15 protein-coding genes are annotated in these 15,387 nt (G+C 42.8%); all 15 read right to left on the bottom strand.

Annotated features, from left to right (window positions below; all coding sequences use genetic code 11):
- Nucleotides 1-227: 227 nt before the first annotated feature.
- A complete protein-coding gene (gene fliJ / locus F0249_RS13830; RefSeq protein ID WP_017052501.1) occupies nt 228-671 on the bottom strand; it encodes a flagellar export protein FliJ in 444 nt (147 codons plus the stop codon).
- Nucleotides 672-677: 6 nt separating this feature from the next.
- Nucleotides 678-1,997 carry a flagellar protein export ATPase FliI gene (gene fliI / locus F0249_RS13825; protein WP_017052502.1) on the bottom strand — a complete coding sequence of 440 codons (1,320 nt, stop codon included), beginning with the start codon at nt 1,995-1,997 and terminating at the stop codon, nt 678-680.
- Nucleotides 1,997-2,797: a flagellar assembly protein FliH gene (gene fliH, locus F0249_RS13820; protein ID WP_017052503.1), complete on the bottom strand. Its 801-nt coding sequence runs from the start codon at nt 2,795-2,797 to the stop codon at nt 1,997-1,999. Before fliH ends, fliI begins: the two co-directional genes overlap by 1 nt.
- Before the next feature lie 98 nt (nt 2,798-2,895).
- Complete coding sequence (gene fliG, locus F0249_RS13815) at nt 2,896-3,951, bottom strand: flagellar motor switch protein FliG (RefSeq protein ID WP_017052504.1); 1,056 nt, start codon at nt 3,949-3,951, stop codon at nt 2,896-2,898.
- Nucleotides 3,944-5,686, bottom strand: a complete 1,743-nt coding sequence (fliF, locus tag F0249_RS13810; RefSeq protein WP_171757013.1) for a flagellar basal-body MS-ring/collar protein FliF — start codon at nt 5,684-5,686, stop codon at nt 3,944-3,946. Before fliF ends, fliG begins: the two co-directional genes overlap by 8 nt.
- Before the next feature lie 17 nt (nt 5,687-5,703).
- Nucleotides 5,704-6,015: a flagellar hook-basal body complex protein FliE gene (gene fliE / locus F0249_RS13805; protein WP_017052506.1), complete on the bottom strand. Its 312-nt coding sequence runs from the start codon at nt 6,013-6,015 to the stop codon at nt 5,704-5,706.
- A 118-nt stretch (nt 6,016-6,133) separates the two neighbouring features.
- Nucleotides 6,134-7,540: a sigma-54 dependent transcriptional regulator gene (locus F0249_RS13800; protein ID WP_113796778.1), complete on the bottom strand. Its 1,407-nt coding sequence runs from the start codon at nt 7,538-7,540 to the stop codon at nt 6,134-6,136.
- Nucleotides 7,540-8,580, bottom strand: coding sequence for a PAS domain-containing sensor histidine kinase (locus F0249_RS13795; RefSeq protein ID WP_171757012.1), 1,041 nt, complete (start codon nt 8,578-8,580; stop codon nt 7,540-7,542). Before F0249_RS13795 ends, F0249_RS13800 begins: the two co-directional genes overlap by 1 nt.
- A gap of 139 nt (nt 8,581-8,719) precedes the next feature.
- Complete coding sequence (locus F0249_RS13790) at nt 8,720-10,186, bottom strand: sigma-54 dependent transcriptional regulator (protein WP_113796774.1); 1,467 nt, start codon at nt 10,184-10,186, stop codon at nt 8,720-8,722.
- Between the two features lie 226 nt (nt 10,187-10,412).
- On the bottom strand, nt 10,413-10,823 hold the full coding sequence (fliS, locus tag F0249_RS13785) for a flagellar export chaperone FliS (protein ID WP_113796772.1): 411 nt from the start codon (nt 10,821-10,823) through the stop codon (nt 10,413-10,415).
- 12 nt (nt 10,824-10,835) lie between these two features.
- Nucleotides 10,836-11,141, bottom strand: coding sequence for a flagellar protein FliT (locus F0249_RS13780; RefSeq protein ID WP_113796770.1), 306 nt, complete (start codon nt 11,139-11,141; stop codon nt 10,836-10,838).
- A 4-nt stretch (nt 11,142-11,145) separates the two neighbouring features.
- Nucleotides 11,146-13,164 (bottom strand): flagellar filament capping protein FliD, encoded by a 2,019-nt coding sequence (gene fliD, locus F0249_RS13775; protein WP_171757011.1) that lies wholly within the window; start codon nt 13,162-13,164, stop codon nt 11,146-11,148.
- 20 nt (nt 13,165-13,184) lie between these two features.
- Nucleotides 13,185-13,610, bottom strand: coding sequence for a flagellar protein FlaG (flaG, locus tag F0249_RS13770; RefSeq protein WP_113796766.1), 426 nt, complete (start codon nt 13,608-13,610; stop codon nt 13,185-13,187).
- 86 nt (nt 13,611-13,696) lie between these two features.
- Nucleotides 13,697-14,827 carry a flagellin gene (locus F0249_RS13765; RefSeq protein WP_113796764.1) on the bottom strand — a complete coding sequence of 377 codons (1,131 nt, stop codon included), beginning with the start codon at nt 14,825-14,827 and terminating at the stop codon, nt 13,697-13,699.
- 444 nt (nt 14,828-15,271) lie between these two features.
- Nucleotides 15,272-15,387: flagellin (locus F0249_RS13760; protein ID WP_253825283.1), on the bottom strand; the 116-nt coding region annotated here is incomplete at its 5' end.

Raw genomic sequence — 15,387 nt, 5'->3', positions numbered from 1 at the left:
AGTTTTCTGATTGAAATCGTTCTATTTCACACCAAGTGAAGGACCACACGTACTGAGCCAAGAGCAGAAGCAGCTAAAACATTGACAAAATACAATTGCAACTGAAAACTCTGCAAAAAATGAGCCAGTTAACGGAAAGCTTCGCTATTAAATTGATAAGGAGGGAGAACCATTATTAAAATGGTTCATCAAATAGGGTATCGGTGTGGTGACATGAAAGAAAAATATCAGAAATGCGATTTCTTTCGGCTATACAGCAGTGTAGAGAACTCATCCATCTGTTTTTGGTCTCTTTTCTCTTCGAGTTGTCGCTTCTCTGTCTCTTTCTTCTCCATCAACCACTCGTAGGATTTGCATTGCTTTCGCATTTCTAGCCAGTACTCTTGGCAATTATCCACTTGGTTTTTGAAGTGAGATTCTGCGTCTCTCTGTTTTGATAAGGTTTCATCAAGCTGAGTTAAGAAGCGATTCAAGTGCCCATATTGGCTTGCGGTAAGGCCGTTTTTGCCACGCTCAATCAACTGCTGACAATAATCCAATCGATACTGTTCTATCTGGGCCACTTGCTTGTAGTAATCTTCCAGCTCGATATTGGCTTGATTCAGTGCCATTTGAGCTTGATTTTGCTTCTCTTTCGCCTGCTCAAGTAAGAAATCTAGTGCATTATCCATAACTTACTACCCTCCGAGAACATGCTTCAACATGTTGACACACATATCGTAAGGTACGCTCTCTTTCATTTTCTGCTGCAAATACTCATCAAGTTTAGGTTTCAATGTAAAGGCACCATCAATGGCGGGATCGGTCCCTGGTTTATAGGCACCAATCGACACTAAATCTTGGTTTTTACGGCAAATTGAGAGTACTTGTCTCACCGCTTTTGACATCAACATATGTTCATCAGTGGTGATTTGCGGCATCACACGACTCACAGATCGTTCAACATCAATCGCAGGGTAATGACCTGCATCCGCCATTTCACGAGACAATACAATGTGTCCATCAAGGATTGCTCGTGAAGCATCTGCAATTGGATCTTGTAAGTCATCACCTTCGGTTAAAACGGTGAAAAAGGCGGTAATAGATCCCTGTTCTTGGCTTCCGTTACCCGCTCGTTCTACTAAGGCTGGTAGTTTTGCAAAAACAGAAGGTGGATAACCTTTCGTTGCCGGAGGTTCTCCAACAGACAGAGCAATTTCACGCTGAGCTTGAGCAAAACGCGTCAATGAATCCATCAACAGTAGAACGTCTAACCCTTGATCACGGAAGTACTCCGCAATCGTCAGGGCGGTTTGGCAACCTTTTAATCGCATCAGTGCCGAGGAGTCAGCAGGGGCAGCAACGACCACTGATCGTTTACGCCCATCTTCTCCAAGAATCTCTTCAATGAACTCTTTAACTTCCCGTCCACGTTCACCAATTAACCCTACCACAACAACCTGCGCGGTCGTGCCTCGCGTCATCATCCCTAGGGTTACGGATTTACCCACACCTGAACCAGCAAATAGGCCAATACGTTGTCCTTTACCGACAGTAAGAAGCCCATTAATCGCTTTTAAACCAACATCCAAAGGTTCAGAAATTGGTTTACGTGCCAAAGGGTTGATCGGAACTGCGTTTAGTGGAGCTCGATTTTCAGTATAAATAGCACCTAAACCATCAAGTGGGTTACCAACACCATCGATAACACGGCCTAATAGTTCCATCCCAACAGGCAAACCACTTTCTCGGGTTAAAGGCGTCACTTTTGCACCGGGCAAGATACCGGATATTTGTTCACTTGGCATAAGGAATAAGTTGTCATTAGCAAAACCTACAACTTCTGCCTCCATCACGCCAGACATGGTTTCCACATGACACAAACTGCCGACTGGTGCTCGGCAACCTGTCGCTTCAAGAGTTAACCCAACAACACGTACTAGCTTACCAGAAGCGATTGGACGACTGGTTAGCCCTTCGACTTTATATTGTTCAAGTCTTTCTGCCAGCGCCAACATCACGAGTGTCCTTGATGTCGGTTAGCGCCACAAAAACCTTGGATCACAGTATGAATACGATCTTCCATTCGATAATTAACGCTCGATTCTCCAGCTTCGATCTCCACGTCTCCGCGGTTTAACGCAGGCTCTGACGCTAACGACCAATTACGGCAATCAAGTTCGTTATCACCATAAGCGGCATGCACTATCGCGACATCTTCAGGGTTTAACTTAATGGTGATCGCATGTCCAGATATCGGCAAGGCTTCAACTGACTCTTTAAGGGTATCGAGAATGATCTGTGGATTAGTTTGAACTTCAACGTGGACGACCTCTTTTACCAAGGTCAATACCATATCAACAAGCTGTTTTTCTACCTGAGCATTCATTAATTCAAGTGGCTGAGCAAATTGATTGGCTAATCCCATAAAGATACTCACTTGTTGCTGGATGTACTCTTGTCCAGCAGTGACGCCTTCAAGCTTTCCAGCTTCATTGCCTTCGGAATGGCCCGCTTCGAAACCCTCTTCTTTACCCTTTTCATAACCTTGTTTAAAGCCAGCTTCTTGCCCTTGATGCAATCCATCTTGGTAAGCGCCTTGCTTGATCAATTCAATCTGTTCTTCGGTGAGTTCTAAAGGAGCCTCTGGTTCGGGTTCATCAAAATCAGGCATCCAACCGGGATCGTAATTAAACGCGGTATCTTTCGCTTGTTTATTTATTTCAGCCCCATAATCGGGCAGCCCCCACTTTTTAGGTTGCTCAATGTTTTCATCTTCATCGGGGCGTAAGAAGCCTCTTTTTCTTTCACCTGACATATTGATACCTGTATAAAATGGAATTGGGGAATGATGTTTATTGGATTAACGTACAAACAATAATAATGAAGCCTCACGAGGAGGCTTCAGGGTCGTCTTTATAAGAACTCGTCTGCGCCGCCAGATAGCATAATCTCACCACTATCAGCTAAACGCCTCGCAACAGTAAGAATCTCTTTCTGAGCAGATTCAACATCGGCAACACGAACAGGAGGCATCGCTTCGATATCATCACGCATCATATCAGCTGCACGTTTAGACATGTTCTTGAAGATCTTCTCACGCAAGCCTTCGTCAGCACCTTTAAGAGCACGTTGTAGTACGTCTTGTGGCACATCACGTAGAAGTTTCTGAACGCCTTGATCATCCACTTCGATAAGGTTTTCAAATACAAACATGAGGTCTTGAATTTGAGTGGCCATGTCTTCATCTTGATCTCGGATTTGATCCATCAAGATGCCTTCAACGCTGTTATCCATGTAGTTCATGATTTCAGCAGCGGCTTTCAGGCCACCAATTTTCGCGGCTTGAGCACCTGCTTGACCAGCGAACTGTTTCTCCATGATCTCATTTAGCTCTGCCAACGCTGAAGGTTGTACTTCTTCAAGGTTAGCAATACGCATCATTAAGTCTAGGCGTACACGCTCAGGGAATTGAGACAGTATTTCGGCTGACTGATCCGACTCCAAGTAAGAGAGCACAATAGTTTGGATCTGCGGGTGCTCATTGATAATGATACTTGCCACTTGTCTTGGATCCATCCATTTGAGTGAATCCAGACCTTTTGAACCTGTACCCAGTAGGATTTGATCAACTAAGTTATTCGCTTTATCTTCACCAAGTGCGGCAACCAGTGCATTACGCATGAAGTCTTCGCTACCCATACCGATATTGGTGTATTTCTGGATATCTTCGAGGAATGCACGGTGCACAGCCCCAACCTTCTCTTGGCTCAAATCATTGGCTTTTGCCATCGCACTACCAACTCGTTGGACTTGCTTTGGCTCAAGATGACGGATAATGCCCGCAGCATCTTCTTCATTAAGGCTCAATAAAAGAATAGCGGCTTTTTCATCACCACTGATCCCTGAAATATCAACTTCAGTTCCAGCGCCATCAGCGCCTTCTTCTTGGTTTACGAGTTCGTTAGGCATCCATCATCCAATTTTTCACAACTTGAGCAGCAAGCTCTGGTTCATTCGCGACAAGAGCACGAACAGCTTTAAGTACATCTTCATCTTTATGTAGATTTGGTAAATCGATACCTGAGCCAAATTCGAACAGCTCACCGCCTTCAATATCACCACCAATCAGGCTGGTTTCGCCATCGCTACCTATAGGCAAACCATCTGGGCCGTACATTGGATCTTCATCTTCTTCCGCAGGGTTAAGCAATTTCTTCATTGCTGGGCGAACCAGTACAAGAATCACAACGATGATAACCAACGCGCTTGCAAACCAACGGATCCAGTCATTAAAGTTCGGGTGTTCCCAAATCGGAACATCAGCGATTATGTCTGCCTCTTGAACGGCAAACTTCACGCTTAATACGTTAATTAAATCGCCTCGCGCTTCACTGAAACCAACCGTACCAATAAGTATTTGCCTGATGGTATCAATTTCGTTAGAAGTTAATGGTGTATAAGTAACTTCACCAGTTTCAGTATTAATTGAGCTGTGCTCTTTAATTGCCACTGATACCGTTTGACGATTAACAACGCCCGTCTGTTTTCGCTCGTGGCTGATAGTAGTATCAAGCTCAAAATTTCGAGTCGCTTCTTTATGGACAGAGCCTTGACCTAATATTGAACCATCTTTCATCTGAGCAACGTCTTGTGGAATTGAAGCATCAGCAGGTGGCTGGTTACTCAACGCACCAGGAACACCCGCAACCACATTGCCATTGTTATAATCTTCAAGGGTATATTCACTTCGAGTCGCCGGTGTTCCAGGATCAAAGCGTTTACGCGTTTGTTCTACCGCGCTGAAATCAAGTTCGATATCCACTTGAGAAGTATAGTTACCAAGCCCTAAAATTGGGATAAGTACGGAGTCTATTTTTTCTCTTAGCTCTTGCTCTTGATTACGTTCTAACTCTTGCTCTTTACGACGAGCACTTGATAGTGGATCTTGTGAGCCTGAACTTAATAAGCGTCCGTGTTGATCTGTCACCGTGATACGAGATGTTTTCATACCAGGTACGGCACTCGCCACCATATCAACCACAGAGTCTATTTCTTGCTGACGTAAATTTGCGCCCATGCTAAGCGTCAAAACAACCGAAGCGGAAGCATCTTGGCTATGTCGAACAAAAACACTCTGTTTAGGTAGTGCCAATAGAACTTTAGCTTTTCTCACTTGCTTCATCTGTTCTATTGCTTTGGCAAGTTGACGCTCACGGCTTAACTTGAGACGCTCTTTTTCCAAGCGTTGAGATACACCAAAACCCATATCTTGTAACAGGATATCATCGCCTTCATTTCTGGCTTGATTCACTCCTGCTCGAACCATATTGAGTTTTAATGAACTGTATTCACTAGCTGGAACCTGAATGGTATTCCCATCCAATCGGTATTCGATTTTTTGCTGATCAAGATAATCAAGTACTGGGATCATCTCTTCGGTTTCATAAGCACCAAGCGGTCGCATCTCTGGCTCTTTGACCCAGAAAAAAAGCATCACAATCAACGCGACACAGATTGAGATTGAGAGAACCAGTACCACTTGTCTTAGAAGATCGAGATCACCAACAGCCATATCAAATTTAGACGAACTGCGCTCATCTAAATCTGGATTCTGTCCATCTAAATGGTTATCAGACGACGCCATCAATGCACTGTCAGCTCCATCTGTCACGGTTAAGTCTGTAGAATTATTATCGTCAGCCACTATTTACTACCCAAAATTTATACCGGCATATTCATCAATTCTTTGTAAGAGTCCACCAGCTTATTTCTAATCTGAATGGTCGCATCAAAGGCAACACCTGATTTATTTCTAGCGATCATGACATCTGAAAGTGAGACATCTTCATCACCGCGATCAAACCGCATTTGTAAGTTACCTGATGTCTTTTGTAATGAATTCACATTATTAATGGCTTGATTCAACATATCACCGAAGTCAACTCCGGCTTGCTTTCCCGTCACCGCAGGTCTGCTGTTTGTTGCTTCTAGCATCATGGTTTGCATTTCACCTTGTAAACCATCAATTCTCATTCTTACCTCAGAAGCCAAAGTTTTGACTATTCGTTATGCCCTAATATTGACAGAGCAAATTATATGCCATTCCTAATATGGTACAGCAAATTCCATTTATAGTGATTGTTTACTGATACTAATTTGGAATATCTATCCCAGCATCACGCATCTTAGCGAGTTTATAGCGTAAGGTTCTCGGGCTAATACCTAACTTATCCGCCATCTCTTTGCGCTTACCATTACACTCAATTAAGGTTTCAAGGATGATAGCGTACTCTTGATCTCGCAATTCACCACCTAACCCTTCACTCGGTATTTTTGCAACCGATGCATCCGCTTCTGCGATAGGTTTAATTTCAGGTGTGGCTATATTACCTTCAGATACAATATTTTGAAGGCTAGTAGCGTCTGCCCAATCAACGCCTTCTAATAAAATATGATCACAGGTAATGTTTGATTGCTCGCTTAAAATCAATGCTCGCTGAACAACATTATCAAGCTCTCTGACATTCCCTGGCCATGGGTACTGAAGTAGTTTATTGATCGCATCAGGTGAAACCGTCGGAACCGCCAAACCTAACTTGGTACAGTGGCGCTCAACAAGGTGTTTAGCCAATGGTTCGATGTCACCTTTACGCTCACAAAGCGCAGGCCACGTAATTGGGAAAACATTCAAGCGGTAGTACAAGTCTTCACGAAAGTTACCTTCTGACACGTATGTCTTCAAATCTCGGTTACTGGTCGCTAGTACTCGAACATCTAACTTAATGCTTTTGCGACTGCCCAAACGTTCCACTTCTCTCTCTTGAAGTACACGTAACAGCTTAGCTTGTAAGTTCATGTCCATTTCACTGATTTCATCAAGTAAAATGGTGCCACCTTGAGCTTGTTCGAATTTTCCAGGGCACGCCTGAATTGCGCCAGTAAATGCCCCTTTTTCATAACCAAACAAGGTTGCTTCTAGCATGTTATCGGGGATCGCGGCACAGTTAATCGCTATAAATGGGCCATCTTTACGATTTGAGGCGTTATGAATATAGCGTGACATGACCTCTTTGCCTGAACCACTAGGCCCCAAAACCATCACGTTCGCATCAGTTTTTGCGACTTTTTCAGCAAGTACTAATAATTTTAAACTTTTTTCATCGGCAACAATCGCATCGCCATTATCATCAGATTTTACAGGCGCATAACGGCTCACCATATTGAGCAATACTTCAGGGGCAAAAGGTTTTGCCATGTAGTCAATCGCGCCTTCTTTCATTGCGGCAACGGCATCTTCAATATTGGCATAAGCCGTCATAAGTAAAACAGGCAGATTTGGCCAATGCTGCTTAATATTGCGCAGCAGTGCTAACCCTCCCATTCCCGCCATTTGGACATCGGAGACCACAATATCAACTTGGTTCGCTTTAAGTTTAACTAAAGCATCTTCTGCACAATCGGCCTCTAGCCATTCATACCCTGCGAGTGCCAAGGTATCAACGAGAGCCTCACGTAGACCTTCGTCATCTTCTACGATTAACACTTTGCTTTGAGCCATTATGATTCTCCAGTGTGATTTTTATCTAGCGGTAAGCACATGGTAAAACATGCGCCATCCCCTTCTTCTGATATTAATTCTAGTCGCCCTTCATGAGCACGACAGACCATTTGTACGACAGCAAGCCCTAAGCCTGTTCCCTGTGAACGAGTCGTAAAAAATGGTTCCATGATTTTACTTTGAATCTCTTTGGGAACACCCGGTCCACTATCTTGCACAGAAATACGTAATTCACCATTAACCGGTCGGAAAAAAACATCAATCTGTGACGCTTTACCAGCAATCTGGATGGCGTTAAGCACCAGGTTACTTAATGCCGACGCAATTGCATTGGAATTGCCAAGCATTTGCGTCTCTTCATGTTCTATCTCTTGGCAATAGTCGATCTGATTATTTTTCAATGCAGTTTCAACCATTGGTTGGTATTCAGCGACCAAATCCTGAATTGTAAATGCGCTCACAACTTTATTATCACCCCCCTTCGCAAAGAGCAGCATATCATTGACTTGTTTTTCTAAATCATGAAGTCGATCCATCAATTTGGATTGAAAGCGGTCTTTGGTTGCCGTAGGTAAATTGGGAGCGGCTAAATTTGAAGCGTATAACATTGCACTTGAAAGTGGGGTTCTGACTTGGTGCGCAAGAGATGCCACCATACGCCCTAATGAGGATAATCGCTGAAGGTCACCAACACGCGCTTGAAGTAACCGGGTTTCGGTCAAATCGGTCACAAGAATCAGTTGGCCTGTCGCAGAAGCGGAAATGGCTAGACGAACTTTTCGTCCATTCTTTAGTGATATTTCATGTCCATCATCTTCACGTGGATCAAAGGCACTTTGAATAATGGAAAACCATTTCTCACCGACTAGAGTCACACCCAGAATACGATGAGCTTCAGGGTTTGCTTCTCGAACTTCCCCTTGAGTATCGAGCAAGATGACCCCAGCAGGCATAACATCAAGCACTTGCTTATAACGTTCAACTTGCTGCTCAACAGAATCTAAATGTGACTGATTCTCTATATTATTCGATGATGACATGTCGTCTTTATTCCTAACAGGCGCGGCTAAAAACTAGAATAGCCTGATATGCAAAAACACACCAGGCTATTATTATTTAATAAACAATAAGTTAACACCAGTCAAAAAATTGACCGCTATCCTCTATGAGCCGAACTCTTTATCGTTGTAAATTATACTTACGCATTTTTTCGACTAAAGTTGTTCTGCGCATTCCTAGCATATCTGCCGCTCTTGCCACAACGCCACCTTGAGCCTCTAGGGCTTGGCTGATCATATTGACCTCCAAGTCGGCTAACAGCTCTTTCAAATTCACCCCTTCTGGAGGAAGAGATTGTGGCGCGTTCATATGCTCAGCAAGTTCATCGGGTTGATCAAAGCTAAAATCTTCAGCGAAAATATCGGCAAGGGCATCTCTTTCTTGCTCTTCAACTGTGCCATAAAGCTGATTTTCAGGCTGAAATTCAGGAATGTCACTATAGCGATACTTTGTTGGTAAGTGATTAACATCAACAAGGCTATTTGGATATAGAATCACCATTCGCTCGACAAGATTTGCTAGTTCACGAACGTTACCAGGCCAACTATGCTCCATCAAAGAGTTAATAGAACGTGGGGTAAAGCAAATTGGCAAGCTACCTTCTGCTTCCATGCGAGTCATTAACTCTTGCAAAAGCAGTGGGATATCCTCTTTTCTGTCCTGAAGCGCTGGCATTTCAATTGGGAAGACATTCAAACGGTAATATAAGTCTTCACGAAATGATTCATCGTCAATCATCGTTTCTAAGTTTCGATGAGTCGCAGCGATCACTCTGACGTTAACTTTGATCGTGGTGTTTCCACCAACACGTTCAAAGCTGCGCTCTTGAAGCACTCGAAGCAGTTTAACTTGCATCGACATTGGCATATCACCAATCTCATCAAGAAACAGAGTGCCACCTTCCGCTAACTCAAAACGGCCTTTACGCGATGTGATCGCCCCTGTGAATGCGCCTTTCTCATGTCCAAACAGTTCACTTTCAAGTAAATCTGGCGGAATGGCTCCACAGTTAATAGGAACAAATGGGCCTTTTCTTCGAGCAGAATGGTAATGAACATTGCGAGCCACTACCTCTTTGCCTGTTCCTGATTCGCCGAGAATAAGCACATTGGCTTCAGTATTCGAAACTTGCTCAATTAAATGACGTACATGCTGAATACCATGGCTCTGCCCAACTAGGCTTCTAAAGAGTGTGTTTTTTCGTGCTGAAGCTAAGACCTGTACGCCTTTACGACCTAGAAACTCTTTGCAGTGTCTTAAAGCATCACTTAATTGTGGGTAGTTTAAAGGTAGAGCAAGATCTCCTACATAATTAGGAAGATCATCGACTGGATATAGGTGTTCACCCATGATTAACAGCGGGATATGGTTAGATTGCGCAAGTTTATCTATCAGCAGCGGGGAAAAGCCACCGCCTTTGATCGAACCGATAATGCAGCCCGACCAGACACGAGACCAATCAATAGTATTGATCTGATCGGTGCTGATTACTTCGCAGAGTTCTCCAACGAATTCTAATATGTTGCTTAGATTTAAACGACTTTGAGCGTCGTCTTCAATTACAAGCAGTTTTGCTAAGCCTTGCATAAGTAAGAATTATTGCCTTAATTTTTGAAACGTTGCGGTCAAACTTTGAGATACGTCACCTGAAATAGCGCTATTTTTAACAGTTCTATAAGATAACGATAGACACATTACGGAAATCAGCAACAAAAAAGCCATTAGGCTGTCTAATGGCTTCTATTTTATTTGATTAAAAAAATAAGGCAACCAAGCAATTAGGCGATGTGAGCTTGGTTTAAACTTTAGTTATTTATATTCCTACTTCAGCAGCCGTTAAATTGTGATATTCGTTCGGAATTTGATCCCATGCCGATTTAATTTCGCGAATAATGTCAATTACATCATCAATGGGTTGAGGATCATTTTTGTGATTTGCCGTTGAAATTTGTGTAATCATAAATTCATAAAGCTGATCTAGGTTTTTTGCTATCTCTCCACCATCAGAGATAGAGAGGCAACTACGCAAGCTAATGATGATATCTAGAGCTTTACCTAAACGTTCGCCTTTCACAGGAATGTTACCTGCTTGCATCGCTGCTTTACCTTGAATAAGGCGTTCGATAGCACCACCCATCAACATTTGGATCACTTTATGCGGGGACGCAGCGCTTAGCTGGCTATCCACTGATACCTTTTTGTAAGCTTGTAAAGAACCACGCATAGTATTCCTCTTTTATAAAAACTTTTTATATTGCTGAAGTGATTTGCTTCCGTGTCGATACTTTTGAAGTATTTGCCCGACTCGATTGGTTTCTGATTGCATCAATTCAACTAATTGTTTAGTTCGAGCAATAGCCTCATGCCATTGCTTACTTTGTTTAAATTCTGGGTTTTCACCTAGAAAATGCAGAGTACTCTGCAGCAACTGTTCTCTTTTATCGACCAAGGATACGATTTCTTCAGCATTAATTTCTTTTTCTTCTAATGCTTTCAGTAATTGGTGATCTAACTCACAAAGGAGTGTCAATTCTGCTTGCATCATATTAGCCTAATGCATTCATCATGCCAGAAAGCTGTGACTGCATATTTCCTGTCGCTTCTTGCATGGCGGTAAATTTCGAGTGAGTTCTCTTTTCTAAGCCTTCCATCCGTCGATCTAAAGTGACTTGATCATCACTTAAACGGTAATTCTGTTCAACCATACTTTTTTCGCGAGTACGAATCGCACCGGTTACACCAGTCATGCTTTGAATCGCATCTTCGACTTTTTTTGCAAAACCATTATTGCCACCAAAAAAATCTTCCAACTTATTGAAGTTATTATTTAATTGGCGATCAAGCATATCGTAGTTGATTTCAAGTGTACCTTGACGCGTGGTGGTGACACCAAACTCGGTTAAACTTTGAATATCTTTTGGTGCTTTAGAAATGCTGCTGGAGAAGACACTCTTTAAGCGAGAATCGGCACCTCTAACAATGCTGTCTCCCGCTAATGGGCCTTTCTGCCCTGTCGTTGGGTCAACCGAAGAGAGCTGCTTAGACATCTGATAAAACTGGTTATAAGCGGCAACGAACTGCTCAATATCATCTCGCACGCTTCGTCTATCGTATTCGATACCAATTTCTGCCGGAGCTTTATTCTTCTCTGTTTTTCCTTTGAGAGTTAAATCGACACCTTCAATTGCATCTTCAATAATGTTGTTATTACTCGACAACTGAGCAATACCATCTAAGACAACAACGGAATCTTGACCCGCTTGAACTTCCGTCATCCCATTATAACTATCAAATGAGCGCTGAGCTTTTTCTAGATCGACTTGAGCTTTTTCCACTTTTTCAAGATGCGCCCTTTCTTCCGGGGATAACTTCGCTCGTTCAATGTGTTTTGCTTGTTCTGGCGTTAATTCTCCAGTTAAAACGGCATTTTCAATCGCTGCTTTTTCATCTGCGAGCTTTTTATCAAGCTGGATTTGCGCTTCTTTCGGCGTCACAAAAGAGTCAGTAAGCGTACCTGAAGCCGTATTTGTCCAGCCTGGTACATCGGGCGCTTTTTCGATCGCTTTCGAATCCAGTTCAGCTTCAGGCGTGTAATATGAATCAAGCAGCGTTCCTGAAGCAGTCTCTGTCCAACCTGGAATATTATCTTGTGGTAATAAAGAAGCGGTTTTAGCGGCAGCTTGCAGAGCATCCGTTGCCGCGTCCACAGGTAAGCCTGTCACAGGGTCAATCGTTTGAGCTTGTGGACTATTGGGATCGGTAGTGGCGTTTGGACCCGTTGTTTGATCTTGTGGGACTTGATCTTGTGAAGAAAGTGGGTCGTTGCCGTTGGCTTTATCTGAACCTTCTGAGTTAGCCCCTAGGCCATTAATCGCATTAGGATCGTCAGCCACTATCAGCTCTTGAGCCGCGTTTCTTGCTTTCTCTAAATCGGAAACACGCTCTTCAAGAGTTTTATATTCAAATGTTTTTAACGCATCACCGGGCTCGGCATCTACGTTAATTTTTATCGCATGGTCTTTACCTGACAAATTAGAAGCCAGTATAAGACGTGGGCCTTCAACGTCGTTAATTAAAGAAGCACGAACGCCAGGATTTTTACCGGCGCCGTTAATACCTCTAACAACATCAATCAATTTTGAATTAGCACTGATATCAACGTCGAAGTTTTTATCACCAAGCGAAACCTGCAGCTTGCCAGGGCCAAATTTAGTATCTTCCGGAATGACATCGGAAGCCACTTTGTGACTCTGAGCAAGCTGCAACACATCGATGGCATATTTACCAGCTATCGCATCTGTTGTTGCAGTTGCTGAGACAACTTCATCATTGGTGGTATCGACTTTTCGAACTGCAAAAGCCTTCTCCTGACGAAAATTTGTCATCAGATTTTTCATCGTATCTAGCGATTCTCTGAGTCGCCCATAAGCACTAATGCTTGAGTCATTCTTCATTCGCTCATTATCGATACGTTGCTGCTTTGGCACACGCTCCGCATCGACAATTTTGCTGACCATGGCATTTATATCCATGCCAGAAGACATCCCCATAGGGCCTAAACTCATTAAATCACCTCAAAAACGACTTATACCTTCTCCACTAGTAATCCGCTACTAGAGGTGTGGGCTGCTAAGCGCCGCAGTATCTCTAACATTTCTTCATCTGGTATCTGACGAATGATATCACCCGTTGTTGCTTCATAAATTGTCACAACATCTCGACCAGACTCTTCGTCCACTTTAAAAGAGACCCCTTTGTTGATGGAAGAAATAAATTCATTCATTTTTTCAACCATCTTCACACGCTGTTCTTTGTTTAGCTCTTGTCGTTCTTTTGCAAGTTCGATTGCAGCTCCAACGGTAACATCGTGTTCTTCCACAACCTTCTCTGGTTGTTTGACCTCTTTAGAACGAGAAACATTAGGTGCGCCACTATTGTTTTCAGAAGCAATTTGTATGCCACTTGGCGAACCGTAAGGCTGGATGTTCGATGTGTAGGATGAAATGTCCATAACAATCTCCCTTCCGCCTCATGGGCTAGTAACAGTCATACCCTTATCTGCTACCACCTTTAAGCTATATGTTTAACTTAGGTGTATTAGCCCAATAAGCTAAGAGCGGCAGATGGTGTCTGCTTCGCTTGAGCTAAGATTGAAGTACTCGCCTGTTGTAGGATTTGAGACTTAGTCATAGCGGTTGTTTCTTTTGCGTAATCCGTATCTTTAATTCGGCTTTGAGATGCGTTTACGTTTTCGTTGATGTTATCAAGGTTGCTGATTGCATGGTCAAAACGGTTTTGGAATGCACCCAGTGACGCACGTTGGCTATCAACACTTTTTAGGGCGCCATCAATAATAGACACCGCTTCTTGTGAACCCGCAACAGATGTTACATCAATATCTTTAACGGTCACATCTTGGCTGCTGCCGATACCAATTTCGCTAGCTAAGCCACCTGAAAATTCAACTTCACCTTCCACCTTTTGAGTTGAAGCAAAAAGCTGTAGTTTACCATTTTCACCAACCGATGCTTTTACTTCATCGTTTTGACCATTGATGTAAGTCGCAAGCTGCTCTAAATCATCGCCTTGTTTAGCGTTGATTTCGACTTCTTTCTCTTCACCTTGCTTATTAGTATAGGTCATTGTTAGATCAGTATCTTCCGATACTCTCCAACTTGCGTCCTTACCTTCTTCAGCTGCGTAGCTTTTGCCGCCCATTGCCATAGTATCTGAACGCAAGCTATTCATAGAAAGCATAACAGCTTCACCAGAATCAGCGCCGATTTGGAATGATTGAGTACCAAAAGTACCATTTAGAAGTTTGTTACCACCAAATGAAGTCGTTTCCGCGATACGGTTTAGCTCGTCATTAAGTGCTGTTACTTCCTCTTGGATAGCAACACGCTCTGATTTAGAGTTTGAACCATTTGATGATTGTAGCGATAGATCACGCATACGTTGTAGGATGTTGGTTGTTTCATCCATTGCACCTTCTGCTGTTTGTGCAATTGAAATACCGTCATTAGCATTACGAACCGCCATATCTAAACCACGGCTTTGCGCGTTTAAACGGTTAGAAATTTGTAGACCAGCAGCGTCGTCTTTTGCGCTGTTGATTTTATAACCTGAAGACAAACGCTCCATTGATTTTTGAGTACCTTCAGCTGCACCGTTTAGGTAACGCTGTGCGGTCATTGCAGATACGTTTGTATTTACATTTATAGCCATAGTTGATCTCCTTAAGGCATTGTTTGATGGCCTTGGTGTCTCTCACCACACCTCGGCACATCTCATTTCTCTCAATCCCTTTAACGGCCCCTATATTAGAAGCTTTAGGAAAAAAATTAGTTTTTTTGTGTTTTTTTTCAACTAAAAAGAAAAATGTGATCAACTTCTAAACTATTGGGCGATTTCCTCTTAAAAATATCATCTCGTTTCAAACCAAAAGCCAATGATCAAATCGTTCATAAAACGCGCTACACGTATAAATAAACAACACAAAAATCACCCTATGCAGGACATCAAAAAGTGAAAGAAGCGTCTTCAGGCCTAACTTGGGGCGCTATCAGCACCCTATTTTATTATTTCCAATAAAAAACCCAGCCAACGCTGGGTTTTAAACTTTTTAACTATCTCTATTTTAATTCACCTGATTAAAGGTGCTTAAAATCATTAGCCTAGTAGGCTTAACGCTGAGTTAGGCGCTTGTTTCGCTTGAGCAAGAATTGAGCTTGATGCCTGACCAAGAATTTGTGTCTTCGTCATTTGCGTCGTTTCTTTCGCGAAAT

Source organism: Vibrio sp. 03-59-1 (assembly GCF_013114135.1).
Lineage (GTDB): Bacteria > Pseudomonadota > Gammaproteobacteria > Enterobacterales > Vibrionaceae > Vibrio > Vibrio cortegadensis.
The sequence above is the reverse complement of the archived record's forward strand: the minus strand, read 5'-3'. Positions and strand labels throughout refer to the sequence as shown.